The sequence below is a fragment of the Streptomyces sp. NBC_01198 genome, from assembly GCF_036010485.1.
Classification (GTDB): Bacteria; Actinomycetota; Actinomycetes; order Streptomycetales; family Streptomycetaceae; genus Actinacidiphila.
Genome location: NZ_CP108568.1, coordinates 3,128,123 through 3,152,722 on the forward strand (window position 1 = coordinate 3,128,123; position 24,600 = coordinate 3,152,722).

A 24,600-nucleotide genomic window follows, 5' to 3' on the forward strand; every position below is an offset into this window, starting at 1 on the left:
TGCTACGGCATGGAGCGAGCACGCGGCCGCGGACTGGGGCGACGGCCGCGTGCTCACCCTGGACGAGGCGTTTTTCAGCCCGCCGGTTCCACCGCGACCGGCGTGAACCGCCAGCGGTGCACCGCGCGCCGCACCAGGTCGGCGGCCGGTTCGGGCAGTTCCGGCAAGGCCGCGTCGTATCCGGCGTCCCACCAGGTCAGGACGAGGACGCGGTCGCCGGGGGCGGTGAGGAACTCGCGGCGGGTGAAGCCGCCGGGCAGGGCGGCGGCGGACTCCCGCGCCCAGGCGAGCAGTTCGGGGCCGCGGCCCGGGGCGGCGGCGGCCTCCCACATCAGCGTGACGCTCATCCGTAGAGGTTGTCCCTGCCGAGTTCGTGCCCGTGGTCGTGCGTGTGGCCGGGCACTGAGACCTCGGTCACCGGCAGCGAGGAGTCCGCCGGGAGGTCGAAGGTGGACGAGGCGCGGCCCCTGGCCATCATCTCGGCGCCCAGCGCGGCGACCATGGCCCCGTTGTCGGTGCACAGGCCGGGGCGCGGGACCCGGAGCCGGATCCCGGCGCCTTCGCAGCGCTCCAGGGCCAGCGAGCGCAGCCGGGAGTTGGCGGCGACCCCGCCGCCGATCATCAGGTGGTCGACGCCGTTGTCCTTGCAGGCCCTGATCGCCTTGCGGGTCAGGACGTCGACCACGGCTTCCTGGAAGGACGCGGCCACGTCGGCGACCGGCACGTCCTGGCCGTCCCTGCGGCGGGCCTCGACCCAGCGGGCGACGGCGGTCTTCAGGCCGGAGAAGGAGAAGTCGTAGAGCGGGTCCCGGCCGCCGGTCAGGCCGCGCGGGAAGGCGATGGCCGCCGGGTCGCCCTCGCGGGCGTGCCGGTCGATCGCGGGGCCGCCGGGGAAGCCGAGGCCGAGCACCCGGGCGACCTTGTCGAAGGCCTCGCCGGCCGCGTCGTCGATGGTGGCGCCCAGCGGGCGTACGTCGCCGGTGATGTCGGGTGCCAGCAGCAGCGAGGAGTGCCCGCCCGAGACCAGCAGCGCCATCGTCGGCTCGGGCAGGGGGCCGTGTTCGAGCTGGTCGACGCAGATGTGCGAGGCGAGGTGGTTGACGCCGTAGAGCGGCTTGCCGAGGGCGTAGGCGTACGCCTTGGCCGCCGAGACCCCGACCAGCAGCGCGCCGGCCAGGCCGGGGCCGGCGGTCACCGCGATGCCGTCGAGGTCGCCGGCGTTCACTCCGGCGTCCTTCAGCGCCCGCCGGATGGTGGGGACCATCGCCTCCAGGTGGGCGCGGCTGGCGACCTCCGGGACGACGCCGCCGTAGCGGGCGTGCTCGTTCACGCTGGAGGCGATCGCGTCGGCGAGCAGGGTGTGCCCGCGGACGATGCCGACGCCGGTCTCGTCGCACGAGGTCTCGATGCCGAGCACAAGGGGTTCGTCAGCCATGGAATTCCTCAGCCAGGTTCTGTGCCGGGTCGGCGCGGCGCATCACGAGCGCGTTGACGTTGCCCGGCTGGTAGTAGCCCTTGCGGATGCCGATCGGCTCGAAGCCGAAGCGCTGGTAGAGCCGCTGGGCACGGCGGTTGTCGACGCGTACTTCGAGCAGCACCTCGTGGCATTCCGCGGCGGTCGCGGCCCGCAGCAGGGCGGTGAGCAGCCGCGAGCCGAGCCCGGTGCCCCAGTGGTCGCGGGCGACGGCGATGGTCTGGACGTCGCCGGTGCCGGCGATCGCGGCAAGGCCGCCGTAGCCGACGAGGCGGCCGCCGGGCGTCTCCGCGACGACGTACGTCCGGGTCGCCGCGGGGTGCCTGGTGTCGGCGATCTCCGACCAGAACATGCCGCGGGACCAGGCGTCGTCGGGGAAGAGCTCGCCTTCCAGCGCGAGCACCCGGTCCAGGTCCCACCAGCGCAGGTCGCGCAGGACGACGTCGTTCGCGCCGTTCACTTCGGCAGGACCGCCTTGTAGCCCGCGGGCACCTGCGCGTCGGGGCGGCGCAGGTAGAGCGGCAGCGCGGGCGCGAAGGGCTCGCCGGCGGCCAGCCGCCGGGCGGCGAGCGCGGCGAGCGACCCGGCCGACTGGTGCGCGGGGTCGGGGCGGCGGTCGGGGAAGGCCTGGGGGTAGAGCGCGGCGCCCTCGCCGACCGCGGGCAGCGCCCTGACGTCCTGCGGCAGGTCGCCCGGGCGGTTCACCGCGGGCTCGGTGACCCGGCGGGCGGGGCCGTCGTAGCGGGCCCAGTAGACCTCTTTGCGGCGGGCGTCGGTGGCCACGGTGAACGGCCCTTCCAGGCCCGCCTCGCCCGCGGCCCAGGCCAGCCCGTCCAGGGTGCACACGCCGTGCACGGGGACGTCCAGGACGTCGCCGAGGGACGCGGCGGTGACCAGGCCGACCCGCAGCCCGGTGTAGGGGCCGGGGCCGACGCCCACGACGATGCCGGTGACGTCGGCGAGCGGGCGGCCTGCGGTCTCCAGCACCCGGTCGACGGCGGGCACCAGCAGTTCGCCGTGGCGCCGCGCGTCGATCACCGTGGACTCGGCGAGCACCCGCTCCCCGTCGTGCAGGGCGGCGGTGACGGCGGGCGTGGCGGTGTCGAAGGCAAGCAGCAGCACGCCCCCAGGGTACGGGCAGCGCCCGTACGGCCGTGGCGGTGGTGCGGACCGGGCCCGTACGGCGGCGGTCGGGGCCGCCGCGGCTGCTACCGTCAACGGGGAGTGAGTGCGCAACCCGACCGGAGGACACCCGTGGCAATCAAGGCCGGCACCCTCGTCACGGGACTGACCGCGGCGGCCATGGCAGTGATCGCGGTGCTGGCCGCGCAGGCGTCGGGCTCGGCGCCGAAGACCCCGGCGGCCGGGCACTCCGCGCCCCCGCCGAAGAAGTCCGCGCCGGCCAAGCCGACACCCAAGACGTATCCGCTGCCGCTGCACTCGGGCGTGGGCAAGCGCGTCGTCTACAGCATCTCCGCCAAGCGGGTGTGGCTGGTGGACGGCGGCAACAAGGTGGCCCGCACCTATCCGGTGGTCGCGGGCAACGTGGCGCCGTCCAAGGGGGTGCACTACGTGTTCTACCGGCGGGCGAGCGGCACCGGCGGTGACGGCAAGCGGGTGGAACACACCGTGCTCTTCGCGATGACCCACGGGGTCAACGTCGGCTTCAGCGCGGCGATCGACGGCTCGCTGACCAAGCCGGACCCGGCGAAGCAGAACGCGGCGATCCGGGCGACGCGCGCGGACACCGCCGCGATGTGGCAGTTCGCGACGGTCGGCAGCGCCATCGACGTGATGCCCTGAGCGGCAGCACCTTCACGGCGGTCACGGTGGGCGCGGCACATTGCCGCGCCTTTGGTGTTTCACCCGTTCGGGCTATGCCGCGTCCTCGTCGGGGATGGCAGGGCGGGGTGTGGCCGGCGGCGGGGTGGAGATCCGGCGGGCGGCCTCCGCGGCGGCCAGCAGGTCACGGAAGGTGGGGGCGGGCGGGGGCTGCGGGTGGTCGGTGTCCGACATGGGTGCCTCCCCGAGCGGTCGAAGTTAGGATGCCCTAAGCAGGCGCCCTGGAACCAGGACACCACGGGTGCCGGTCCTCGCGCAACATCTTCCCGACAGCCTGTCGGTTCATGTCCCGCCCGCCCGCCGGACACCGCCGCCGCGCGTCGCGCCCGCTCAGGCCCGTGCCGGCCCGCTCACGCCTCAAGCGCCGCCAGGTCGGTGGCCGCCCAGCGCGGACCGACGCCGCTGACCGTCACCAGCCGGGCGTCGTCGGCGGCGTCGGGCGTGGAGCCCACCGTGCGCTCGATGACGACCTGCAGCCGGGCCTCGGACAGCTCCTCGACCTTGCCCTCGCCCCATTCGACGACCACCACCGACTCCGGCAGCGACACGTCGAGGTCCAGGTCCTCCATCTCGTCCAGCCCGCCGCCGAGCCGGTAGGCGTCCACGTGCACCAGGGCGGGGCCGCCGGTCAGCGAGGGGTGGACGCGGGCGATGACGAAGGTCGGCGAGGTGACCGCGCCACGGACGCCCAGGCCCTCGCCCAGGCCCCGCGTCAGGGTCGTCTTGCCCGCGCCCAGCTCGCCGTTGAGCAGGACCAGGTCGCCGGGGCCGAGCAGCGCGGCAAGGCGTCTTCCCAGGTCACGCATGCGCTCGGCAGTGCGTACGGTGATCCGGACGGCGGGGGGAAGCCCGTCCTGCGTGCCCGCGGGGTACGGGTCGTGCGGTGTGCCCATGACCGCGAAGCCTACGCGCCGCCGGCCGCGTCCCGCCGGTGTACGACCCGGCGTCCGCAGACGGGCGGCGGCTACGGCTCCCCCGCCGTCGCCAGCTCACGCAGCCCGTCGGCGACCGGCGCCTGCACCGAGTCCGCGGCATGCGCGATGAGCAGCGCGAGGGCGGAGTTCACCAGCGCGGGCCGCTCGAATATCACCAGGTGCCCGGCGCCCGGCACGATCACCAGCTCGGCCTCCGGCAGCTTCTCGGCGATCTCGGTGCTGTGCGCGCTGGGCGTCAGCAGGTCCTTGTCCCCGGCCAGGACCAGCCCCGGCAGCCCGTCGAGCACGGTGAGCGCGTGGCCCTTCTCGTGCTCGGTGAAGGCCGGGTAGAACTCCGCCACCACGTCGATCGGCGTCGACTCGATCAGCCGCTCGGCGAACCGCCCCACCGCGGGGTCCACGTCAGAGCCGAACGAGTAGCGCTTGATGATCCCGGCGAAGAGCTCGGCGGTGGCCCGCCGTGCCCGCTCCACCAGCTCCGCCTGGCTGCCCATGATCTTCAGCAGGCCCGGCGCGACCGCCCGGAAGGCCCGCGCGCCGACCGCGGGCAGCCCGAGGGTGACCGCGGCCAGCTTGCCCGAGGAGGTCGAGAGGAAGCCGACCCCGGCGACCCGCTCGCGCACGTACTCCGGGTACTGGTCGGCGAAGGCCATCAGCGTCATGCCGCCCATCGAGTGCCCGACCAGCACGACGGGGCCCTCGGGCACCGCCGCGTCCAGCACGGCCCGCAGGTCGCGGCCGAGCTGGTCGATGGTCACCGGGCGACCCGCGGCCTGGTCGCGGCCGCGCTCGCTGCGGCCGTGGCTGCGCTGGTCCCAGTAGACCGCGCGGACCGTGCCGCGCAGGGCGGCCCGCTGGAAGTGCCAGGAGTCCTGGTTGAGGCAGTAGCCGTGCGAGAAGACCACGGTGACCGGCAGCGTCGCCACGGCGGTGCCCCTGCGGCCGCGCAGCCAGCCGCGGCGGGAGGCAGGCTCGGGCGGCTCCGGGGGCGCGGCCTCCTCGGTCTCGTAGTACAGCTCGGTGCCGTCCTCCGCGATCGCGGTGCCCGCCGTACCGCGCAGGCTGCCGTACGGGCCGGTCGCGTCCAGCGCGAGCTGCGCCTTGCGGCGTACACCCCGCCCGACGGTGACCCGCTCGATCGCCACGCCGGCGGCGGCGCCCGCCGCCACCACCCCGATCGCGGCGCCGACCAGACCGGCCCGCTCCCACTTCACCCCGTCTCCCACCTGCTCAGCCACTCTCCCCGTAGACCCGCGGCACCCGGCCGCCGATCCGCGCGACGATCTCGTACGCGATCGTGCCGCAGGCCCGCGCCCAGTCCTCGGCCGTCGGCTCGCCCCGGTCGCCAGGGCCGAACAGCAGCACCTCGTCCCCCGCCGCCGCGGCGTCACCGCCGAGGTCCACCACGAACTGGTCCATCGCCACCCGTCCCGCCACCGTCCGCCACTTCCCGGCCACCAGCACCGGGCCCGCGCCCGACGCATGCCGCGGCACACCGTCTGCGTACCCCAGCGGGACCAGCGCAAGCGTCGTCGGACCCGGCGTCACATAGCGGTGGCCGTAACTGACCCCGTGGCCGCCCGGCACCGACTTGACGCTCGCCAGCCGGGCGGCGAGCGTCATCACCGGGCGCAGCCCGAAGTCCGCGGGCCCGCCGACCTGGGGCACCGGGGAGATGCCGTACATGGCCACGCCGGGCCGTACCAGGTCGAAATGCGACTCGGGCAGCGTCAGTGTGCCCGGCGAATTGGCGATGTGCCGCACTTCCGGGTCCAGGCCGGCGTCGGCCGCCTGCTCCAGCGCGCTGCGGAACACCCCGAGTTCGCGGGCGATCGAGGGGTGGCCGGGCTCGTCGGCGCACGAGAAGTGCGCCCATACGCCGGTGACGCGGATCAGGCCGGCCTTCTCCGCCGCCCGCGCCGCGGCGGTCAGCGCGGGCCATTCCGCGGGCTGCGCGCCGTTGCGGCCCAGGCCCGCGTCGATCTTGAGCTGTACGCGCGCGGTGCGGTCGGCGGCCCGGGCCGCCGCGACCGCCTCCTCCAGCGCCCATTGCGCGCTGACCGTCACGTCGACGTCGGCCTCGACGCACTCGCGCCAGGGGCCGCCCGGCGTCCACAGCCAGCACAGCACCCGGCCGCCGACACCGGCCGCACGCAGCGCCAGCGCCTCCTCGGGCGTGGCCACGCCCAGCCAGGTGGCGCCGCCCTCCAGCGCGGCCCGCGCGCACGGCACCATGCCGTGGCCGTACGCGTCGGCCTTCACGACGGCCATGAAGGCCGCGTCCGGGGCTTTCGCCCGGAGGGCGGCGACGTTCCCCCGCAGGGCGCCGAGGTCGATGTGCGCCCAGGCGCGGCCGCTCGTCATGTCGTTCATCCCGCCCAGTCTCTCAGGCCCGGGTCATGGTTGCCCTTCCCCGCGACCTTGCGGTGGCGTTGCCGGCTTCCCACCGTCGTGGCTGAGCACGCCGTTCCCCGCGCCCCTGGCAGGGTGCCCCTTGCGGTGGCGTCGCTGGCTCCCGGGCCCGCTCCCCCGCGGTCCCCGGCACCCCGTGGTGGCGGGCGGTCGCCGGGGCAAGCTGGCGGGCGCCGCAGGGGCCGGGCTCGGGCTTCCTGGACGTCCAGCAGCACCCGGTCGTCCACGTCTCCTGGCACGACGCGGCGGCCTACTGCGCCTGGTCGGGCACCCGGCGTCAGCCCGGGTGGACGCTGCGCCAGGCGGCGGGTACGGCCTCGGCCACGTCCAGTGCCGTGAGCGGCCCGCCTGCCTGCACGGCCAGGCGGGCCGCCAGGCCGTGCAGGTAGGCGCCGACCGAGGCGGCGGCCGGGGCGGCCAGGGACGAGGCCAGCAGGGAGCCGGTGAGCCCGGACAGCACGTCGCCGCTGCCCGCGGTGGCCAGCCAGGCCGTACCGGTGGGGTTGACCCGGACGGGCTCGGCGGCGTCGGGCGAGGCCACCAGTGTCGTGGAGCCCTTGAGCAGCACCGTCGCCCCGAAGGCCGCGGCCAGTTCCCGCACCGCCGCGAGGCGGCCCGCCTCGACGCTCTCGCGGGAGCGCCCCAGCAGCGCCGCGGCCTCCCCGGCGTGCGGGGTCAGGACGGTCGGGGCGGTACGCGCCAGGACCGCGTCACGGGACATCAGGCGGAGGCCGTCCGCGTCGACCAGCACGGGCACGTCGGCGGCCAGCACCTCGGCGACCGCGGTCCTGGCGTCCGCGCTGTCGCCGAGGCCGGGGCCGACCACCCAGGCCTGGACGCGGCCCGCGGCATGCGGGGAGCCGGTGGAGACCAGCGTCTCGGGGTGCCTGGCCAGCACCGCGGCTGCGCCGCCGCCGACGTAGCGGACCGCGCCGGCACCGCCCCGGATGGCGCCGGAGACGGCCAGCACGGCCGCACCCGGGTAGCGGTCGGAGCCGGCCACGACCCCGACCACACCGCGCCGGTACTTGTCGCTCTCGCCGGACGGCCGCGGCAGCACCGCGGCCACGTCGGCGTGCTGCAGCGCCTCGACCGCGGGCGCGCCCAGGTCGGCGTCCAGGCCGATGTCGATGAGCCGCAGGGCGCCGGCGAGACCGGCGGCCGGGTCGATGAGCAGCCCGGGCTTGTACGTGCCGAAGGTGACGGTGACGTCGGCGCGGACCGCGTCCCCGGCGACCTCGCCGGTGTCGGCGTCCACACCGCTGGGCAGGTCGACGGCGACGACCGCGGCGCGGGCGTCGTAGGCGGCCGCCATCAGCTCCACGGCCTGCGGGCGCAGGCCCCCCTTGCCGCCGATGCCGACGATGCCGTCGTAGGCGAGGTGGGCGCGGGCGACGGCCGCCAGGCCGTCCTCGGCGCCGGCGACCCGGCCGCCCGCGGCCCGCAGCGCCGCCAGGCCGCCGGTGTGCGCCCGGTCGGGCGACAGCAGCACCGCGGTGACGCCGGCGCCGCGCCGGGCGAGCCGGGCGGCGGCGTAGAGCGCGTCACCGCCGTTGCTGCCGCTGCCGGCGAGCACGACGACCCTGGCGCCGTACACCCGCCCGAGCACGTCCGCGCCGACCGCGGCCAGCCCGGCGGCCGCGCGCTGCATCAGCGCGCCCTCCGGCAGCCGCGCCATCAGCGCGCCCTCCGCGTCCCGTACGGCCTGCACCGTGTGCGCGTACCTCATCGCGAACCCTCCCGTAGCCCTGCACCCGACGATACGTACCGGCTGGCGCCGCGGCACCCCGGCCCCGCTCACCCCTCCGCGACCACCACCGCGGAGGCGACGCCCGCGTCGTGGCTGAGGGACAGGTGCCAGCTGCTGACGCCCAGTTCGGCGGCCCGGGCGGCGACCGTGCCGGTCACCGTCAGCCGGGGGCGGCCCGACGGCTCGGTGGTCACCTCGGCGTCCAGCCAGCTCAGCCCCGCCGGGGCGCCCAGCGACTTGGCCAGCGCCTCCTTGGCGGCGAAGCGCGCCGCGAGGGAGGCGGAGCCGCGCGGGGCGCCGGAGGGGAGGACGAGTTCGGCGGGCGTGAACAGCCGCTCCGCGAGGCCGGGGGTGCGGTCCAGGGCGGCGGCGAAGCGGTCGATTTCGGCGACGTCGATGCCGATGCCGATGATCATCGGCTTGCCGCCGGGGGGGATGCGGCGGGGGCCGCGCCAATTGCATTGCCATGCATGGGGGTCAGCTTAGGTTTTCGCGGGCCGAGGGGGGTGCCACTTGCTGAGGCGTTGCCGGCTCCCGCGCCATCGTGGCTTGTCGCGCAGTTCCCCGCGCCCCTGAGGTCCTGCGTGGGGGTGGGGGGTTGGGAGGATGGGGGGTGTGACGAATACGCCTGTCGGAGCGGCCAGCCCGTTTGTCGATCTCACCCGGGAGCAGTGGAGTGCCTTGCGGGATCGGACTCCGTTGCCGCTGACCGCGGAGGAGGTGGAGCGGCTGCGGGGGCTCGGGGATGTCATCGACCTGGACGAGGTGGTGGACGTCTACCTGCCGCTGTCCCGGCTGCTGAACCTGTACGTGGCCGCGCACAGCGGGCTGCGCGGGGCGCTGAACACCTTCCTGGCCGGCGCCGCCGGCGACCCCCAGCCGGGCACGCCGTTCGTGATAGGGGTGGCCGGCAGCGTGGCGGTGGGCAAGTCCACCACCGCGCGGCTCCTGCAGGCACTGCTGGCGCGCTGGCCCGAGCACCCCCGGGTGGAGCTGGTCACCACCGACGGCTTCCTGCTGCCGAACGCCGAGCTGGAGCGGCGCGGCCTGATGGCACGCAAGGGCTTCCCCGAGTCCTACGACCGGCGCGCCCTGACCCGCTTCGTCGCCGACGTGAAGTCCGGCAAGGACGAGGTGACCGCCCCGGTCTACTCGCACCTCATCTACGACATCGTCCCCGGCGAGCTGCTGACCGTGCACCGGCCGGACATCCTCATCGTGGAGGGCCTGAACGTGCTGCAGCCCGCGCTGCCCGGGCAGGACGGCCGCACCAGGGTCGGGCTCGCCGACTACTTCGACTTCAGCGTCTACGTCGACGCGCGCACCGAGGACATCGAGCAGTGGTATCTGCGGCGGTTCCGCAAGCTGCGGGAGACCGCGTTCCAGCACCCCGACTCGTTCTTCACGCAGTACACCCAGGTGGGCGAGGACGAGGCGGTCGACTTCGCCCGGATGATCTGGCGGACCGTCAACCGGCCCAACCTTGAGGAGAACGTGCTGCCGACCCGCAGCCGCGCCACGCTGATCCTGCGCAAGAACCAGGACCACAAGGTGCGGCGGCTCTCCCTGCGCAAGCTGTGACGCCCCGCGGCACACCCCTGGTGCGGCGCCGTGGTCCACGGCGCCGCACCAGGTGGCGGTGATCAGCCGAGCGAGGACTTCACCACGTCGGCGAGCCGCCCCGCGACCGACCTGGCGTGGTCGATGTCGGCGGCCTCGACCATGACGCGGACCAGCGGCTCCGTGCCCGAGGGGCGCAGCAGCACCCGGCCGGTCGCGCCGAGCTCCTCCTCGGCCTCGGCGACGGCGGCGATCAGCTCGGGCGCGGTCCCGGCGCGGCTCTTGTCGACGTCGGGGACGTTGATCAGCACCTGCGGCAGCCGCTGCATGACCGCGGCCAGGTCGGCCAGCGGGCGGCCGGTCGCCATGACGCGGGCGGCGAGCAGCAGCCCGGTCAGGGTGCCGTCGCCGGTGGTGGCGTGGTCGAGCACGATGACGTGGCCGGACTGCTCGCCGCCGAGCGCGTAGCCGTGCTCCTTCATCGACTCCAGGACGTAGCGGTCGCCGACCGCGGTCTCCACCAGGGTGATGCCCTCGCGCTCCATGGCGAGCTTGAAGCCCAGGTTGGACATCACGGTGCCGACGACGGTGTTGCCGCGCAGCTCGCCCCGCTCGCGCAGCGACAGCGCCAGGATCGCCAGGATCTGGTCGCCGTCGACCTCCTCGCCCGCCGCGTCGACTGCCAGGCAGCGGTCGGCGTCGCCGTCGTGCGCGATGCCGAAGTCGGCGCCGTGCTCTATGACGGCCGCCTTCAGCAGGTCCAGGTGGGTGGAGCCGCAGCCGTCGTTGATGTTGAGGCCGTCGGGGCGGGCGCCGATGGTGACGACCTCGGCCCCGGCGCGCGAGAAGGCCTCGGGCGACACGCGGGACGCGGCGCCGTGCGCCTCGTCCAGGACGACCTTGAGCCCGTCGAGCCGGTTGGGCAGCACGCCGATCAGGTGGGCGACGTACTGGTCGAAGCCCTCGTCGTAGTCCTTGACCCGGCCGACGCCCGCGCCGGTGGGCCGCACCCAGGGGGCGCCGGTGCGGTGCTCCTCGTAGATCTTCTCGATCCGGTCTTCCAGGTCGTCGTCCAGCTTGTGGCCGCCGCGGGCCAGGAATTTGACGCCGTTGTCCGGCATCGCGTTGTGGCTGGCGGACAGCATCACGCCGAGGTCGGCGCCCAGCGCGCCGGTGAGATACGCCACCGCCGGGGTGGGCAGCACACCGACCCGCAGGACGTCCACGCCCGCGCTCGCGAGGCCGGCCACGACGGCGGCCTCCAGGAATTCGCCCGACGCCCGGGGGTCGCGCCCGACCACCGCGACCGGGCGGTGGCCGGCGAAGGTGCCCGCCTCGGCGAGTACGTGTGCCGCCGCGACCGACAGGCCGAGCGCCAGCTCGGCGGTGAGGTCCGCGTTGGCGATGCCACGCACCCCGTCGGTACCGAAGAGTCGTCCCACTGTGTGTCCTCCGATGCGATACGGCGGCTCTGCCGTCTCGGCCGTGCCCGGCCGTACTCAGGTACGCAGGTGCCGGCCGCCGGGACCGCGTGCGCGGGGGTGGGTGCGCACCTGCTTGATGCTTGACGTTTGGCGCCCTGTCATTGGTTGTACCAGTCGTATCACCACAGATATACGACCACGGCGCCACATGCGAACGCCCCGGAGGCAATGGTGTGCCTCCGGGGCGTTGTGCAACGGCAACGGCAGCGGCGTGCCGGTTGCGACTAGCGCTTGCTGAACTGCGGCGCCTTGCGGGCCTTCTTCAGACCGGCCTTCTTCCGCTCGACCGCGCGGTCGTCACGGGTCAGGAAGCCGGCCTTCTTGAGCGGGCCGCGGTTGTTGTCGACGTCGGCCTCGTTCAGCGCGCGGGCGACACCGAGGCGCAGCGCACCGGCCTGGCCCGAGATGCCGCCGCCGCTGATGCGGGCGATGACGTCGTAGCGGTTGTCGAGTTCGAGCACCTTGAAGGGCTCGTTGACTTCCTGCTGGTGCACCTTGTTCGGGAAGTAGCCCTCAAGGGTGCGGCCGTTGATCTTCCACTTCCCGCTGCCCGGAACGATACGGACACGGGCGATGGACTGCTTGCGGCGGCCGGTGCCGGCGGCCGGCTGCGGGTCGCCGAAGCGCGACGCGAGCGACTCGGAGGTGTACTCCCCCTCGACGGCGTCGGACTCGAAGGTGGTGATCTCCTCGAAGGACTCGTCGCCCTCGATGACGGTCTCGGCAGTGGTCTCAGCCACGATTCTCCTCAGGTTCTTTCTGGTAGCTGGTGGCCGGAACTACTGCGCGACCTGGGTGATCTCGAACGGCACCGGCTGCTGGGCGGCGTGCGGGTGCTGGTCGCCCGAGTAGACCTTCAGCTTCGAGAGCATCTGACGGCCCAGGGTGTTCTTCGGGAGCATGCCCTTGACGGCCTTCTCGACGGCCTTCTCGGGGCTCTTCTCCAGCAGCTCGTCATACCGCACCGACCGCAGGCCGCCCGGGTAACCCGAGTGGCGGTAGGCCATCTTCTGGGTCCGCTTGTTACCCGAGAGGTGGACCTTGTCGGCGTTGATGATGATGACGAAGTCGCCGGTGTCGACGTGGGGCGCGTAGATGGGCTTGTGCTTGCCCCGCAGGAGGGTGGCGGCCTGAGTGGCCAGACGGCCCAGGACAACGTCCTGCGCGTCGATGACGTGCCACTGGCGCTGGACATCGCCGGGCTTGGGGCTGAACGTACGCACGGTCGTAGCCTTCGCTTCTTCTCAGTAGTGGTTTCCCCTGACCCGCCGCGAGGACGGTGGGGAAGGGTCCTGACAAGGCCACCCGGACGATCACGACAGCCGTGGCCGCATACGGGGACGCAACCCGTCTGCCTGCCGCTGGTCATCGGCCCGGTGGACCGGCGTAAGGGCCCCTCACGTGAGATAGAGCAAGCCAATACGCATAACGAACTCGTAGAATACCGGTGCGGGGCCGTACGGGTCAAAACGGGGTCCCTCCCGCGCCGGGCAACGGGTCGGGGCCGTTACCGCCGGCGCTCCACCCGGCGCTCGTCCCACACCGGCTCGGTCGTCTCCCGGACCAGGCCGTCGGACCCGAAGACCAGGTAGCGGTCGAAGCTGCGGGCGAACCAGCGGTCGTGGGTCACGGCGAGCACCGTGCCGTCGTAGGACTCCAGCCCCTCCTGCAGTGCCTCCGCGCTCTCCAGGTCCAGGTTGTCGGTCGGCTCGTCGAGCAGCAGCGCGGTGGTGCCGGCCAGTTCCATCAGCAGGATCTGGAAGCGGGCCTGCTGGCCGCCGGAGAGCTTGTCGAAGGGCTGGTCGCCCTGCCGCTCCAGCTCGTAGCGGCGCAGCACCGACATCGCGCGGCCGCGGTCCCTGGCGTGCTCGGTCCACAGGATGTCCACCAGCGGGCGGCCGCGCAGCTCCGGGTGCGCGTGGGTCTGGGCGAAGTGGCCGGCGACCACCCGGGCGCCCAGTTTGTACGTCCCCGTGTGCGCGACGCTCCCGTCACCGGCCAGCAGCCGCAGGAAGTGCGACTTGCCCGAGCCGTTGGACCCGAGCACCGCGACCCGCTCGCCGTAGAAGACCTCCAGGTCGAACGGCTTCATCAGGCCGGTCAGCTCCAGCTTCTCGCAGGTCACCGCGCGCATGCCGGTGCGGCCGCCCTTGAGCCGCATGCTGATGTCCTGCTCGCGCGGCGGCTCCTGCGGGGCGCCGGCGTCCTCGAAACGCTTCAGCCGGGTCTGGGCCGCGTGGTAACGCGACGCCATGTCGGGGCTGTTCGCCGCCTGCTGGCGCAGCCGCAGCACCATCGCCTTGAGCTTGGCGTGCTCCTCCTCCCAGCGGCGCCGCAGCTCCTCGAAGCGCGCGAAGCGCTCCTTGCGGGCCTCGTGGAAGGTGTCGAAGCCGCCGCCGTGCACCCAGGTCGTCGATCCGGCGGGCCCGGTCTCCACGCTGACGATCTTCTCCGCGGTACGCGACAGCAACTCCCGGTCGTGGCTGACGAACAGCACGGTCTTCCGGGTGGCCGCGATCTGCTCCTCCAGCCAGCGCTTGCCCGGTACGTCCAGGTAGTTGTCCGGCTCGTCGAGCAGCAGCACCTCGTCGGGGCCGCGCAGCAGCGCTTCGAGCACCAGCCGCTTCTGCTCGCCGCCGGAGAGCGTCTTGACCTCGCGCCACTGCGCCCGCTCGTAGGGGACGCCGAGCGCCGCCATGGTGCACATGTCCCACAGCGTCTCGGCCTCGTAGCCGCGCGCCTCCGCCCAGTCGCCGAGCGCGTGCGCGTACGCCATCTGGGCCGGCTCGTCGTCCTGCGCCATGATCGCCAACTCGGCCGCGTCGACCGCCTCGGCGGCCGCCCGGATCCTCGGGTGCGCCACCGACACCAGCAGGTCGCGTACGGTCCGATCGTCCCGGACGCTTCCGATGAACTGCCGCATCACGCCGAGGCCGCCGCTGACGGTGATCCCGCCGCCGTGCGGCGTGATCTCCCCGGAGATCAGCCGCAGCAGCGTCGTCTTGCCTGCGCCGTTCGGTCCGACCAGCGCGACGGCCGCGCCGTCGCCGACCCGGAACGAGACGTCGCCGAGCAGCGCCCGCCCGTCCGGCAGGTAATACTCCAGGTGCGCTGCTTCCACATGTCCCATGACCTGAATTCTCCCGTGCGGTCCGATCCCGCCCAACCCGTTTTCCCCGAACGGCCTTGTCCCTGCCGCCCGTAACGGCCCGCGGTAGGCCGGTGGCCGGACCGGCAATATGATGCGCGACATGACCGATGGCCCCGGGCAGCAGCAGCCGCCGCAGGAACCGCGCACGAACGCCGACGCCGAAGGTACCGGCGAGCGCGAAGTGCTGGAGGGACGCGTCATCCCCTCCCGCCCGCAGTCCCAGCACGACTCCGACCCGCGCCAGCAGTTCCGCCGGCAGTCCCCACCGCCCCCGCAGGCCCCCGAGGCCGGCCCCGCCTGGTCCCCGCAGGCCGACGCGGCCACCCAGGCGGTCCCCCAGGGCGAACCGTGGGGCCAGGGCCCGCAGCAGCCGGCGCTGGAGACCCCGCACCCGGACGCCGCGACGCAGATCGTCCCGGCCCAGAACTGGTCGGGGCCGCCGTACGCGGCGCAGCCGCAGCCCCCGGCCGAGCAGCAGCCGCACGCCGGCCCGCAGCAGTCCGTACCGCCGCAGGCGCCGGCCCAGCAGCAGTACGCGGCCCCGCAGCAGCAGGCCGGTCAGCCGGCGCAGCAGTACGCGCCCCAGCCCCAGCCGCAGGCGCCGGCCCCGGCCCCCACCCCGGCGCCGGCCCAGCAGCAGCCGCGACCCGCCCCGCAGCAGCCCGCGCCGGCCCAGCACGCCGCTCCGCCCCCGCAGGCCCAGTCGCCCGCCCGGCACGCGGCCCAGGGCCCGCAGGGGCAGGTGCCGTTCGCCGGCGGCCCTGCGGCACGGCCGCCGCGGTCGCGGTCGCGGCAGACCGCGGAAGCCCCCACCCCGGACTGGGACGCGCTCGCCGAGCAGCAGGAGGCCACCGGCGCGCGCCGGCGCCGCGTCCTGATGCTCACCGGCGGCATCGTCGCCATCGCGGTGATAGCCGGCGGCGTGGCCACTGCGGTCGTGATGTCCGGCAAGAGCGACGACAAGACGTCCGCGGGACCGTCCGCCTCCACGTCCACCACGGCCGGCCAGCAGCCGCTGCCGCCGGTGCCGTCCTTCTCCTCCGTGGCGCCGCCTCCGCCGGTGAATCCGCTGGACTACCTCAACACCGCCGCCAAGGACAAGGCGCCGCTCACCCCGGACGCCCTCTTCCCGACCAAGCAGTTCACCACGAAGAGCGGTGGCCGCACCTACACCAAGACCACGACCGACGTCACGACGTCCTGCGCGAAGAACGCCAGGAAGGCGGTCGCGACGGCGCTCACCGCCAACGGCTGCCAGAAGCTGATCCGCGCGACCTACACGCAGGGCGACCTGGTCGTGACGGTCGGCGTCGCGGTCTTCCCCGACGACGCCCACGCCAAGATGGTCTCGGGCATCAACCAATACCTGGCCCCGCTCAGCGGCGGCGGCGTCGCCGACTTCTGCCGGGCTGTGCGCTGCCAGATGACGGCCAACTCCGTGGGCCGGTACGCCTACTTCAGCATCGCGGGCTTCAAGAACGGTACGACGCTGTCGGCCCACGACACGGTGGGGAAGCAGGCGGCCAACGACGCGTCCGATTTCGCGTTCGGCCGCATAGTCCAGCGCGGCAAGGACGCTGCCGCTGCGGACCCGAGCCGGCAGTAGCCCCGCCGTACCCCGCGGGCCGGGGGGCCCTTGCCCCTTGCGGTGGCGACGCTGCCTTCCCGCGGTCCCGGTGAGCGCCCCTGGGGGCTGCCACTTGCGGTGGCTGGTCGCCTGCAGCGCCGTCGTGGCTGGTCGCGCAGTTCCCCGCGCCCCTGGGTAGGTGCCACTTGCCGTGGCGTCGCATCTTTCCCACCGTCTCGGCTGAGCGCGCAGTTCCCCGCGCCCCTTCGGGCGCGTTTCCTCCTCCGCCCAGCATTGCGCCCCTGCCAGGGGCTCTCTGCCGGAGAGGGTGAGCGTTTTTCAGGGGCGCGGGGAACTGCGCGCGCAACAACGACGCACCGGCACTGTGAACGCAACAGGAAGTGGCACCCCCACCTACAAGCTAGGCGCAGCCGAGTGTGCGGAGGTTGCGGGCGGCCTGGTTGCGGGCCGCGAGGTGGGCGTCGGCGGGGTAGCCGACCTCCTCCAGGGTCAGGCCGTGGGGGCGCACGACGTTCACCGCGGAGTGGCGGACCCGGCCGGCCAGGACCTCCGCCGGGAAGGGCACCGGCCGGTGGCCGTCGCCGACCAGGATCATCGCCCCCACCAGCGCCCGCACCATGTTGTGGCAGAAGGCGTCAGCCCTGACCGTGGCGACGGCCACACCGTCGGCGCCGCGCGACCAGCGCACGTCGAGCAGCGTGCGGATCGTCGTCGCGCCCTCGCGCTTCTTGCAGTAGGCCGCGAAGTCGTGCTCCCCCAGGAGCAGTTCGGCAGCGGCGTTCATGGCGTCGACGTCGACCGGCCGGTCGTGCCAGAGCACATGGCCGCGCAGCAGCGGGTCCACCCCGCCGGGGTGGTCGCCGACCCGGTAGGCGTAGCGCCGCCAGACCGCGGAGAAGCGGGCGTTGAAGCCGGCCGGCGCCTCGCTGACGCGGAAGACGCGGACGTCCCAGGGCAGCCGCCCGGCGAGCCGCCTGCGCAGCTTGTCGCGTTCGAGGGCCCAGACGTCCTCCGGCAGGTCGACGTGTGCGACCTGCCCGCGCGCGTGGACGCCGGCGTCGGTGCGGCCGGCCACGGTCAGCTCGACCGGCTCGGGCAGCCGCAGCACCGTGGCGATCGCCGACTCCAGCTCACCCTGCACGGTGCGCCGGCTGCGCTGCTTGGCCCAGCCGGAGAATTCGGCCCCGTCGTATGCCAGGTCCAGCCGGACCCGGACGAAACCGGGTGCCGCGTCGTCGCTCACGGGTAGCTCCTCACCATGGGGAACGGAACGGACCCGCACCCCGGAGGGGGTACGGGTCCGCCCGTGGAACACAGAGTCCGACGCCTCAGGCGTCCTTGGCCTCGTCCGACTCCTCGGCCTCGGCGTCCGCGTCCGCGCCAGCGGGCTTGGCGTCCTCTGCGGCCTCGTCCTTCTTGAGGTCGCTCAGGGCCTCGTCACCCGCGGCGTCCTTCGCGGAACGCTTCGTCGCGGCCTCGGCCTCACCGACAGCGGACTGCTGCACGGTCAGGGCCTCGACCAGCTCGATGACCGCCATCGGGGCGTTGTCGCCACGACGGGGGCCGATCTTGGTGATCCGGGTGTAGCCACCCGGGCGGTTCTCGTACCGCGGGCCGATCTCGGTGAAGAGCGTGTGCACGATGCTCTTGTCCGTGATGGTCTGCAGCACCTGGCGACGGTTGTGCATGTCGCCCTTCTTCGCCTTGGTGATCAGGCGCTCCGCGACCGGGCGCAGACGGCGCGCCTTGGCCTCGGTGGTGGTGATGCGGCCGTGCTCGAAGAGCGACTTCGCGAGGTTCGCGAGGAGCAGCTTCTCGTGCGCGGCGCTGCCGCCCAGACGGGCACCCTTGGCGGGCTGAGGCATGGTCGTTCTCCTTCTACGCTGCACCGGCCGTGTCAGGTACCGGTGTCAGTGCGAACTGGCGGCTGCCAGCTCGTTCACCGGCGGCACCCGGGGAGTCCCCGGGTGCCGCCGGAAGTGATCAGTACTGCTCGGTCTCCACGAAGCCGGCGTCGACGTCGTCGTCGGCGCCGAAGGCGTCGGCGGCGGCGGTCGGGTCGAATCCGGGCGGGCTGTCCTTGAGGGCCAGGCCCATGCCGGCCAGCTTCGCCTTGACCTCGTCGATCGACTTCGCACCGAAGTTCCGGATGTCGAGCAGGTCCGCCTCGGAGCGGGCGACGAGCTCACCCACGGAGTGGATGCCCTCACGCTTGAGGCAGTTGTAGGAGCGGACGGTCAGTTCCAGCTCCTCGATCGGCAGCGCCAGGTCCGCGGCCAGGGCGGCGTCCGTCGGGGACGGGCCCATGTCGATGCCCTCGGCGTCGACGTTGAGCTCGCGGGCCAGGCCGAACAGCTCGACCAGGGTCTTGCCGGCCGACGCCATGGCGTCGCGGGGACGCATGGCCTGCTTGGTCTCGACGTCGACGATCAGCTTGTCGAAGTCGGTGCGCTGCTCGACACGGGTCGCCTCGACCTTGTAGGTGACCTTGAGCACCGGGCTGTAGATGGAGTCGACCGGGATCCGGCCGATCTCCTGGCCCTGCTGCTTGTTCTGCACCGCGGAGACGTAGCCGCGACCGCGCTCGACGGTCAGCTCCATCTCCAGCTTGCCCTTGGCGTTCAGCGTGGCCAGGACCAGGTCGGGATTGTGCACCTCGACACCGGCCGGGGGCGCGATGTCGGCGGCGGTGACGACACCCGGGCCCTGCTTGCGCAGGTACATCACGACCGGCTCGTCGTGCTCGGAGGAGACGACCAGCTGCTTGATGTTGAGGATGACGTCGGTCACGTCCTCCTTGACACCCGGCACGGTGGTGAACTCGTGCAGGACGCCGTCGACCCGGATGGAGGTGACCGCGGCACCCGGGATCGAGGAGAGGAGCGTACGGCGCAGGGAGTTGCCGAGGGTGTAGCCGAAGCCCGGCTCAAGCGGCTCGATCACGAACCGTGAGCGGAATTCGTCGACGACCTCTTCGGTCAACGAGGGACGCTGAGCAATCAGCATTTTCGTGGGTCCTTCTGTCGTGGGCGCCCGCTATTTGACGCCCCCTGTACTACGAGGGTACGGGCGGCACGGCGAAACCGTGAGAAACGGCTGCCGTACCGCCCGCCCAGCGAGCTGCTACTTGGAGTAGAGCTCGACGATCAGCTGCTCCTGCACCTGGGTGTCGATCACCTGGCGCTCGGGCAGGCTGTGCACGAGGATCCGCAGCTTGCCCGCGTTGGCTTCCAGCCACGCCGGCACGGTCTTGTCGCCGGCCTCGCCCTGCGCCACCGCGAACGGGGTCAGGTTGCGGGACGACTCGCGGACCTCGACGATGTCACTCACAGCGACGCGAGCCGACGGAATGTCGTTCTTGCGGCCGTTGACGGTGATGTGTCCGTGACGGACCAGCTGACGGGCGTGGTCGCGGGACTTGGCGAAGCCGGCCCGGTAGACCACGTTGTCGAGGCGGGTCTCGAGGATGCGAAGCAGGTTCTCACCGGTCTTGCCGGACTTCTGGTTCGCTTCCTTGTAGTAGTTCACGAACTGCTTCTCGAGGACACCGTAGATACGCGCGCACTTCTGCTTCTCACGCAGCTGAAGCAGGTACTCGCTGTCCTTGGTGCGCCCGCGTCCGTGCTCACCCGGGGGGTAAGGACGGATCTCGATCGGGCACTTCGCGCTCTCGCACTTGGCTCCCTTGAGGAAGAGCTTCTGCTTTTCCCGACGGCATCGCTTGCAGTCGGCCCCGGTGTAACGCGCCATTGTCTCAGTTCTCCTGTATCAGCTGGTCAGACGCGGCGGCGCTTCGGCGGGCGGCAGCCGTTGTGCGGGGTCGGGGTGACGTCCTGGATCGAGCCGACCTCGAGGCCGGTGGCCTGGAGGGAGCGGATCGCGGTCTCGCGGCCGGAGCCGGGACCCTTGACGAAGACGTCAACCTTGCGCATGCCGTGCTCCTGCGCCCGGCGGGCGGCCGACTCGGCGGCCATCTGCGCGGCGAAGGGGGTGGACTTGCGCGAGCCCTTGAAGCCGACGTGGCCGGCGGAGGCCCAGGAGATCACGTTGCCCGAGGGGTCGGTGATCGAGACGATCGTGTTGTTGAACGTGCTCTTGATGTGGGCGTGCCCGTGAGCGACGTTCTTCTTTTCCTTGCGGCGCACCTTCTTGGCTGCGCCCTGACGGCCCTTAGGAGGCATGTGTCACGTTCTCCCGGTGGAGGTGGTCGGTCCTATGGCGAAGACCGCTGGGTGGGTCCTGCTGAGGACTACTTCTTGCCCGGCTTCTTCTTGCCGGCGATGGCGCGACGCGGGCCCTTGCGGGTGCGGGCGTTGGTGTGAGTGCGCTGCCCGTGGACGGGCAGGCCGCGGCGGTGACGAAGACCCTGGTAGCAGCCGATCTCCACCTTGCGGCGGATGTCGGCCTGCACCGAACGACGGAGGTCACCCTCGGTCGTGTAGTTGTCGTCGACCCACTTGGCGATCTTGACGAGGTCTTCCTCGGGAAGGTCGCGCACGCGGACGTCGGGGTTCACACCGGTGTTCTTCAGGATGTCCTGCGAGCGCGAACGCCCGATGCCGAAGACATAGGTGAGGGCGATCTCCACGCGCTTCTCGCGCGGGAGGTCAACGCCTGAAAGGCGTGCCATGTGTGTGGCTCCTGATGATGTCGGAGGTCTTCCGCAGCGCCGGTTCCCGGCGGCCGTGTCAGGTACCGGACGGGTCCCCGGCCTCCGCCGGGGGTGTCGTCCCCTCGATACGGGGGACGGGCACTGCGTATGTACGTGTGTGCGTCGCGCGAATCTCTGCGGCGGTGCAGAAGGAGCAGGTCGTACGTCAGCCCTGGCGCTGCTTGTGGCGCAGGTTGTCGCAGATGACCATGACCCGGCCGTGGCGGCGGATCACCTTGCACTTGTCGCAGATCTTCTTGACGCTCGGCTTGACCTTCATGGGATGTCAGGTTCTCCGGGTCTTGAGATCTACTTGTATCGGTAGACGATCCGTCCGCGCGTCAGGTCGTACGGAGACAGCTCCACGACGACCCGGTCATCCGGAAGGATACGGATGTAGTGCATCCGCATCTTGCCGCTGATGTGCGCGAGGACCTTGTGACCGTTCTGCAGCTCCACCTTGAACATGGCGTTCGGCAGAGACTCGATCACGGTGCCCTCGATTTCGATGGCGCCTTGCTTTTTGGCCATGTCCTGCTTTCGGGATCGGCTACCTTGATCGGCTCCAGGCATGCCGGAAGACATGCGAGAGCCGACGTGTCAGTCTACGACACGGCTCCCGGAAAGACGAATCCACTGTGTATGCCCACGCTGCAAGATCATTACGCAGCGGGATCGGGTGCCACCGTGATGCCGTACTCGGCGAGCTTGGCCCGGCCGCAGTCCGGGGCGGTGAGCACCAGCGGGCCGTCCTCGGTCAGGGCGATGGTGTGCTCCCAGTGCGAGGACCACGAGCCGTCGTCGGACTTGACCGTCCACTCGTCGTCCAGGACGTGGGTGTGCGGGGTGCCGAGGGTGACCATCGGCTCGATCGCCAGGCACACCCCGGGGATCAGCTTGATGCCCCGGCCGCGCTTCTTGGTGACGTAGTTCAGCAGGTGCGGGTCCATGTGCATCTCGCTGCCGATGCCGTGGCCGCCGTAGTCCTCGACGATGCCGTACTTGCCGGACGCGGGGCGCGGCTGGCGGCGGATGTAGCCCTCGACGGCCCGGGAGATGTCCTCCAGCCGGTTGCCCTTGCGGAAGGCGGCGATGCCGGCCCACATGGACTCCTCGGTCACCCGGCTCAGCTCGATCAGCTCCGGTGCGTGACCGCCGCCGACGAAGCAGGTGAAGGCCGCGTCGCCGTGCCAGCCGTCCACGATCGCGCCGGCGTCGATGGCGATGATGTCGCCGTCCTTGAGCACCGTCTCGCGGTCCGGGATGCCGTGCACCACGACATCGTTGACCGAGGTGCAGATGGTGCCGGGGAAGCCGCCGTAGCCGAGGAAGTTCGGCTTGGCGCCGTGGTCGGCGATGACCTTGGCGGCGATCTCGTCCAGGTCCTTGGTCGTGGCACCGGGGACGGCCGCGGCGCGGGTCGCCCCGTGCACCGCCGCGACGACCAGCCCGGCGCGCCGCATCGTGGCGATCTGCTCCGGGGTCTTGATCTCCACCATTGCGGCTGACGCCTTCCTCGAATCGGGGTGGTACGGGCGCTGACGGGCGCGGCGCCCGTTCAACGATACGGCCGTGGCACCCCTGGGGGCACCACGGCCGTCTGCCGTGCTGTGCTGTGCTGTCGCCGCCGTGCGACGGGGCCCGGTCAGGCCTCGCGCTGCAGCGCGTCCATCGCGCGCTGGGTGACCTCGGCCACCTTGCCCAGGGCCGGGATCGTCCGCACCAGGCCCTGCTGCTTGTAGTAGTCGATGATCGGCTCGGTCTTGCTGTGGTACTCCTCCAGCCGGATGCGGACGGCTTCCTCGGTGTCGTCCGAGCGCTGGTAGAGCTCGCCGCCGCAGGTGTCGCACACGTTGTCGTCGGCCGGCGGGTTGTACTCGACGTGGAAGACGTGGCTGCCGTCGTTGCGGCACAGCCGGCGGCCGGCGATCCGCTTGACGACCTCCTCCTCGGGGACCTCCAGGTCGAGGACCGCGTCCAGCGACACCTTCGTCTTGGCCAGGAAGGCGTCAAGCGCCTGCGCCTGGCCGACGTTGCGCGGGAAGCCGTCCAGCAGGAAGCCACGTGCGGCGTCCGGCTGCAGCAGCCGGTCCTCCGCCATACCGATGGTGACCTCGTCCGGCACGAGCCGGCCGGCGTCCATGTAGGCCTTGGCCTGCTTGCCCAGCTCGGTGCCCTGGCTGATGTTGGCGCGGAACAGGTCGCCCGTGGAGATGTGCGGGATCGACAGGTTCTCGGCCAGATACGCGGCCTGCGTCCCCTTGCCCGCGCCGGGCGGCCCGACCAGGACGATACGCATCAGCGGAGGAACCCTTCGTAGTTGCGCTGCTGTAGCTGGCTCTCGATCTGCTTCACCGTCTCAAGACCGACACCCACGATGATCAGGATGCTGGTACCACCGAGTGGGAAGTTGCCGTTGCTGCCGTTGAAGATCGCGATGGCGACCGTCGGCACGAGAGCGATGAGCCCCAGGTACAGCGCCCCGGGCCACGTGATGCGGTTCAGCACGTAACTCAGGTATTCGGCGGTGGGGCGACCGGCACGGATGCCCGGAATGAACCCACCATACTTCTTCATATTGTCCGCGACTTCTTCGGGGTTGAAGGAGATCGCGACGTAGAAGAAGGCGAAGAAGACGATCAGCAGGAAGTACGCGGCCATGTACACCGGGTGGTCGCCCTTGGTGAAGTTCCGGCTGATCCACTGGGCCCAGCCCGAGGTCGAACCGGAGAACTGCACGATCAGCGCCGGGATGTAGAGCAGCGACGACGCGAAGATGACCGGGATCACACCGGCCTGGTTGACCTTGAGCGGGATGTACGTGGACGTGCCGCCGTACGACCGCCGCCCGATCATGCGCTTGGCGTACTGCACGGGGATACGCCGCTGTGCCTGTTCGACGAAGACCACCAGGCCCACCATCGCCAGGCCGACCGCCAGCACGGCGAGGAACTCCACCCAGCCGCCGGCGATCTTGCCGGAGACCTTGATCGCCCACAGCGAGCCCGGGAAGCCGGCCGCGATGGAGACGAACATCAGGATGGACATGCCGTTGCCGATGCCCTTGTCGGTGACCAGCTCGCCGAGCCACATGATCACCACGGTGCCCGCGGTCATCGTCGTGACCATGGTGATGGTCGTGAAGATCGACTGGTTGGGCACGATCCCGGTGGCGTTGTTGCAGCCGGAGAACAGGCTGCCGGAGCGGGCGGTGGCGACCAGGCCGGTGCCCTGCAGCACGGCCAGCGCGACCGTCAGATACCGGGTGTACTGCGTGATCTTCGTGGTGCCCGCCTGGCCCTCCTTCTTGAGGGCCTCCAGGCGTGGGATCACCACGGTCAGCAGCTGGAGGATGATGCTCGCCGTGATGTACGGCATGATCCCGAGCGCGAAGATGGTCAGCTGCAGCAGCGCGCCGCCGCTGAACATGTTCACCAGACCGAACAGGCTGTTGTTGCCCTTCGTGTCCTTGATGCACTGGTTGACGACGTGGTAGTCGATGCCCGGCACCGGTACATGGGCTCCGAGGCGGTAGACCACCACGATGCTCAGAGTGAACAGCAGCTTCTTGCGCAGGTCGGGCGTCCTGAACGCCCGTGCGAACGCGGTGAGCACGGTGCCTCCTGCACCCCCCGCGCCAGGGCGGAAGGACGGTTTATGAGGTTTCTGACGACAGCAGCGTCGGCCAGCCTACCGGCGACCTGGCCCCTCAAGGAATGACCAACCAGGGAAGGAAAATCACAGGAACGAACG

28 protein-coding genes and 1 pseudogene are annotated in these 24,600 nt (G+C 72.0%); 4 read left to right on the forward strand and 25 right to left on the reverse strand.

Features of this window, described 5'->3' with window-relative positions; all coding sequences use genetic code 11:
• Positions 1–74: 74 nt before the first annotated feature.
• From OG702_RS13795 to tsaB, 4 genes are read right to left on the reverse strand one after another with little or no spacing between them, the layout of a single operon-like run.
• The gene (locus OG702_RS13795; protein ID WP_327289182.1) at positions 75–347 is read right to left on the reverse strand and encodes a hypothetical protein; all 273 of its coding nucleotides are present in this window, start codon (positions 345–347) and stop codon (positions 75–77) included.
• Complete coding sequence (gene tsaD / locus OG702_RS13800) at positions 344–1,435, reverse strand: tRNA (adenosine(37)-N6)-threonylcarbamoyltransferase complex transferase subunit TsaD (RefSeq protein WP_327289183.1); 1,092 nt, start codon at positions 1,433–1,435, stop codon at positions 344–346. Before tsaD ends, OG702_RS13795 begins: the two co-directional genes overlap by 4 nt.
• Positions 1,428–1,934 (reverse strand): ribosomal protein S18-alanine N-acetyltransferase, encoded by a 507-nt coding sequence (gene rimI, locus OG702_RS13805; RefSeq protein WP_327289184.1) that lies wholly within the window; start codon positions 1,932–1,934, stop codon positions 1,428–1,430. Before rimI ends, tsaD begins: the two co-directional genes overlap by 8 nt.
• On the reverse strand, positions 1,931–2,596 hold the full coding sequence (gene tsaB / locus OG702_RS13810; protein WP_327289185.1) for a tRNA (adenosine(37)-N6)-threonylcarbamoyltransferase complex dimerization subunit type 1 TsaB: 666 nt from the start codon (positions 2,594–2,596) through the stop codon (positions 1,931–1,933). Before tsaB ends, rimI begins: the two co-directional genes overlap by 4 nt.
• 132 nt (positions 2,597–2,728) lie before the next feature.
• Here tsaB and OG702_RS13815 point away from each other — a divergent pair, with 132 nt between their 5' ends.
• Positions 2,729–3,277 (forward strand): hypothetical protein, encoded by a 549-nt coding sequence (locus OG702_RS13815; RefSeq protein ID WP_327289186.1) that lies wholly within the window; start codon positions 2,729–2,731, stop codon positions 3,275–3,277.
• 72 nt (positions 3,278–3,349) lie between these two features.
• Here OG702_RS13815 and OG702_RS13820 read toward each other — a convergent pair whose 3' ends face one another.
• The 4 genes from OG702_RS13820 to alr form a co-directional block, all read right to left on the reverse strand.
• Complete coding sequence (locus tag OG702_RS13820) at positions 3,350–3,490, reverse strand: hypothetical protein (RefSeq protein WP_327289187.1); 141 nt, start codon at positions 3,488–3,490, stop codon at positions 3,350–3,352.
• Positions 3,491–3,666: 176 nt separating this feature from the next.
• Positions 3,667–4,209, reverse strand: a complete 543-nt coding sequence (gene tsaE / locus OG702_RS13825; protein WP_327289188.1) for a tRNA (adenosine(37)-N6)-threonylcarbamoyltransferase complex ATPase subunit type 1 TsaE — start codon at positions 4,207–4,209, stop codon at positions 3,667–3,669.
• Between the two features lie 71 nt (positions 4,210–4,280).
• Positions 4,281–5,489, reverse strand: coding sequence for an alpha/beta fold hydrolase (locus OG702_RS13830; RefSeq protein ID WP_327289189.1), 1,209 nt, complete (start codon positions 5,487–5,489; stop codon positions 4,281–4,283).
• The gene (gene alr, locus OG702_RS13835) at positions 5,482–6,624 is read right to left on the reverse strand and encodes an alanine racemase (protein ID WP_327289190.1); all 1,143 of its coding nucleotides are present in this window, start codon (positions 6,622–6,624) and stop codon (positions 5,482–5,484) included. The genes OG702_RS13830 and alr overlap by 8 nt, the downstream gene beginning before the upstream one ends.
• A gap of 143 nt (positions 6,625–6,767) precedes the next feature.
• Between alr and OG702_RS35605 the strand changes: the two are divergent.
• Positions 6,768–6,938: pseudogene (locus OG702_RS35605) on the forward strand (SUMF1/EgtB/PvdO family nonheme iron enzyme); the annotation flags it as partial.
• Between the two features lie 2 nt (positions 6,939–6,940).
• On the opposite strand, the gene OG702_RS13845 reads toward OG702_RS35605, so the two are convergent.
• Both OG702_RS13845 and OG702_RS13850 read right to left on the reverse strand, forming a co-directional pair.
• Complete coding sequence (locus OG702_RS13845; protein WP_327289191.1) at positions 6,941–8,392, reverse strand: NAD(P)H-hydrate dehydratase; 1,452 nt, start codon at positions 8,390–8,392, stop codon at positions 6,941–6,943.
• Positions 8,393–8,460: 68 nt separating this feature from the next.
• Complete coding sequence (locus OG702_RS13850) at positions 8,461–8,829, reverse strand: holo-ACP synthase (RefSeq protein ID WP_327289192.1); 369 nt, start codon at positions 8,827–8,829, stop codon at positions 8,461–8,463.
• 199 nt (positions 8,830–9,028) lie between these two features.
• Between OG702_RS13850 and coaA the strand changes: the two genes are divergently transcribed.
• Positions 9,029–9,994 (forward strand): type I pantothenate kinase, encoded by a 966-nt coding sequence (coaA, locus tag OG702_RS13855; RefSeq protein WP_442814412.1) that lies wholly within the window; start codon positions 9,029–9,031, stop codon positions 9,992–9,994.
• Positions 9,995–10,056: 62 nt separating this feature from the next.
• On the opposite strand, the gene glmM is transcribed toward coaA, so the two are convergent.
• The 4 genes from glmM to OG702_RS13875 all read right to left on the reverse strand — a co-directional run bounded on the left by glmM (position 10,057) and on the right by OG702_RS13875 (position 14,587).
• Complete coding sequence (gene glmM / locus OG702_RS13860) at positions 10,057–11,415, reverse strand: phosphoglucosamine mutase (protein WP_327289194.1); 1,359 nt, start codon at positions 11,413–11,415, stop codon at positions 10,057–10,059.
• Positions 11,416–11,681: 266 nt separating this feature from the next.
• Positions 11,682–12,197 (reverse strand): 30S ribosomal protein S9, encoded by a 516-nt coding sequence (rpsI, locus tag OG702_RS13865; RefSeq protein WP_073492440.1) that lies wholly within the window; start codon positions 12,195–12,197, stop codon positions 11,682–11,684.
• Positions 12,198–12,236: 39 nt separating this feature from the next.
• Positions 12,237–12,680, reverse strand: coding sequence for a 50S ribosomal protein L13 (rplM, locus tag OG702_RS13870; protein WP_251485194.1), 444 nt, complete (start codon positions 12,678–12,680; stop codon positions 12,237–12,239).
• A 284-nt stretch (positions 12,681–12,964) separates the two neighbouring features.
• Positions 12,965–14,587: an ABC-F family ATP-binding cassette domain-containing protein gene (locus tag OG702_RS13875; protein WP_327289195.1), complete on the reverse strand. Its 1,623-nt coding sequence runs from the start codon at positions 14,585–14,587 to the stop codon at positions 12,965–12,967.
• A gap of 121 nt (positions 14,588–14,708) precedes the next feature.
• Here OG702_RS13875 and OG702_RS13880 point away from each other — a divergent pair, with 121 nt between their 5' ends.
• Entirely contained in the window at positions 14,709–16,214 is a 1,506-nt protein-coding gene (locus OG702_RS13880) for a hypothetical protein (RefSeq protein WP_327289196.1), read from the forward strand.
• Positions 16,215–16,596: 382 nt separating this feature from the next.
• On the opposite strand, the gene truA is transcribed toward OG702_RS13880, so the two are convergent.
• The 11 genes from truA to secY form a co-directional block, all read right to left on the reverse strand.
• On the reverse strand, positions 16,597–17,439 hold the full coding sequence (gene truA, locus OG702_RS13885) for a tRNA pseudouridine(38-40) synthase TruA (RefSeq protein ID WP_327289197.1): 843 nt from the start codon (positions 17,437–17,439) through the stop codon (positions 16,597–16,599).
• Positions 17,440–17,524: 85 nt separating this feature from the next.
• On the reverse strand, positions 17,525–18,061 hold the full coding sequence (rplQ, locus tag OG702_RS13890; RefSeq protein WP_327289198.1) for a 50S ribosomal protein L17: 537 nt from the start codon (positions 18,059–18,061) through the stop codon (positions 17,525–17,527).
• Between the two features lie 118 nt (positions 18,062–18,179).
• Positions 18,180–19,202 carry a DNA-directed RNA polymerase subunit alpha gene (locus OG702_RS13895; protein ID WP_033177813.1) on the reverse strand — a complete coding sequence of 341 codons (1,023 nt, stop codon included), beginning with the start codon at positions 19,200–19,202 and terminating at the stop codon, positions 18,180–18,182.
• 117 nt (positions 19,203–19,319) lie between these two features.
• Positions 19,320–19,946 carry a 30S ribosomal protein S4 gene (gene rpsD, locus OG702_RS13900; RefSeq protein ID WP_327289199.1) on the reverse strand — a complete coding sequence of 209 codons (627 nt, stop codon included), beginning with the start codon at positions 19,944–19,946 and terminating at the stop codon, positions 19,320–19,322.
• A gap of 26 nt (positions 19,947–19,972) precedes the next feature.
• Positions 19,973–20,377 (reverse strand): 30S ribosomal protein S11, encoded by a 405-nt coding sequence (gene rpsK / locus OG702_RS13905; RefSeq protein ID WP_003956432.1) that lies wholly within the window; start codon positions 20,375–20,377, stop codon positions 19,973–19,975.
• Positions 20,378–20,445: 68 nt separating this feature from the next.
• Complete coding sequence (gene rpsM / locus OG702_RS13910; RefSeq protein ID WP_327289200.1) at positions 20,446–20,826, reverse strand: 30S ribosomal protein S13; 381 nt, start codon at positions 20,824–20,826, stop codon at positions 20,446–20,448.
• Positions 20,827–21,013: 187 nt separating this feature from the next.
• Positions 21,014–21,127, reverse strand: a complete 114-nt coding sequence (gene rpmJ, locus OG702_RS13915) for a 50S ribosomal protein L36 (RefSeq protein WP_003956441.1) — start codon at positions 21,125–21,127, stop codon at positions 21,014–21,016.
• Positions 21,128–21,156: 29 nt separating this feature from the next.
• Entirely contained in the window at positions 21,157–21,378 is a 222-nt protein-coding gene (infA, locus tag OG702_RS13920) for a translation initiation factor IF-1 (RefSeq protein ID WP_003956442.1), read from the reverse strand.
• 131 nt (positions 21,379–21,509) lie between these two features.
• Entirely contained in the window at positions 21,510–22,346 is an 837-nt protein-coding gene (gene map / locus OG702_RS13925) for a type I methionyl aminopeptidase (RefSeq protein WP_327289201.1), read from the reverse strand.
• Positions 22,347–22,492: 146 nt separating this feature from the next.
• Positions 22,493–23,146, reverse strand: coding sequence for an adenylate kinase (locus OG702_RS13930; RefSeq protein WP_327289202.1), 654 nt, complete (start codon positions 23,144–23,146; stop codon positions 22,493–22,495).
• On the reverse strand, positions 23,146–24,462 hold the full coding sequence (gene secY, locus OG702_RS13935) for a preprotein translocase subunit SecY (protein WP_327289203.1): 1,317 nt from the start codon (positions 24,460–24,462) through the stop codon (positions 23,146–23,148). The genes OG702_RS13930 and secY overlap by 1 nt, the downstream gene beginning before the upstream one ends.
• Positions 24,463–24,600: the final 138 nt, after the last annotated feature.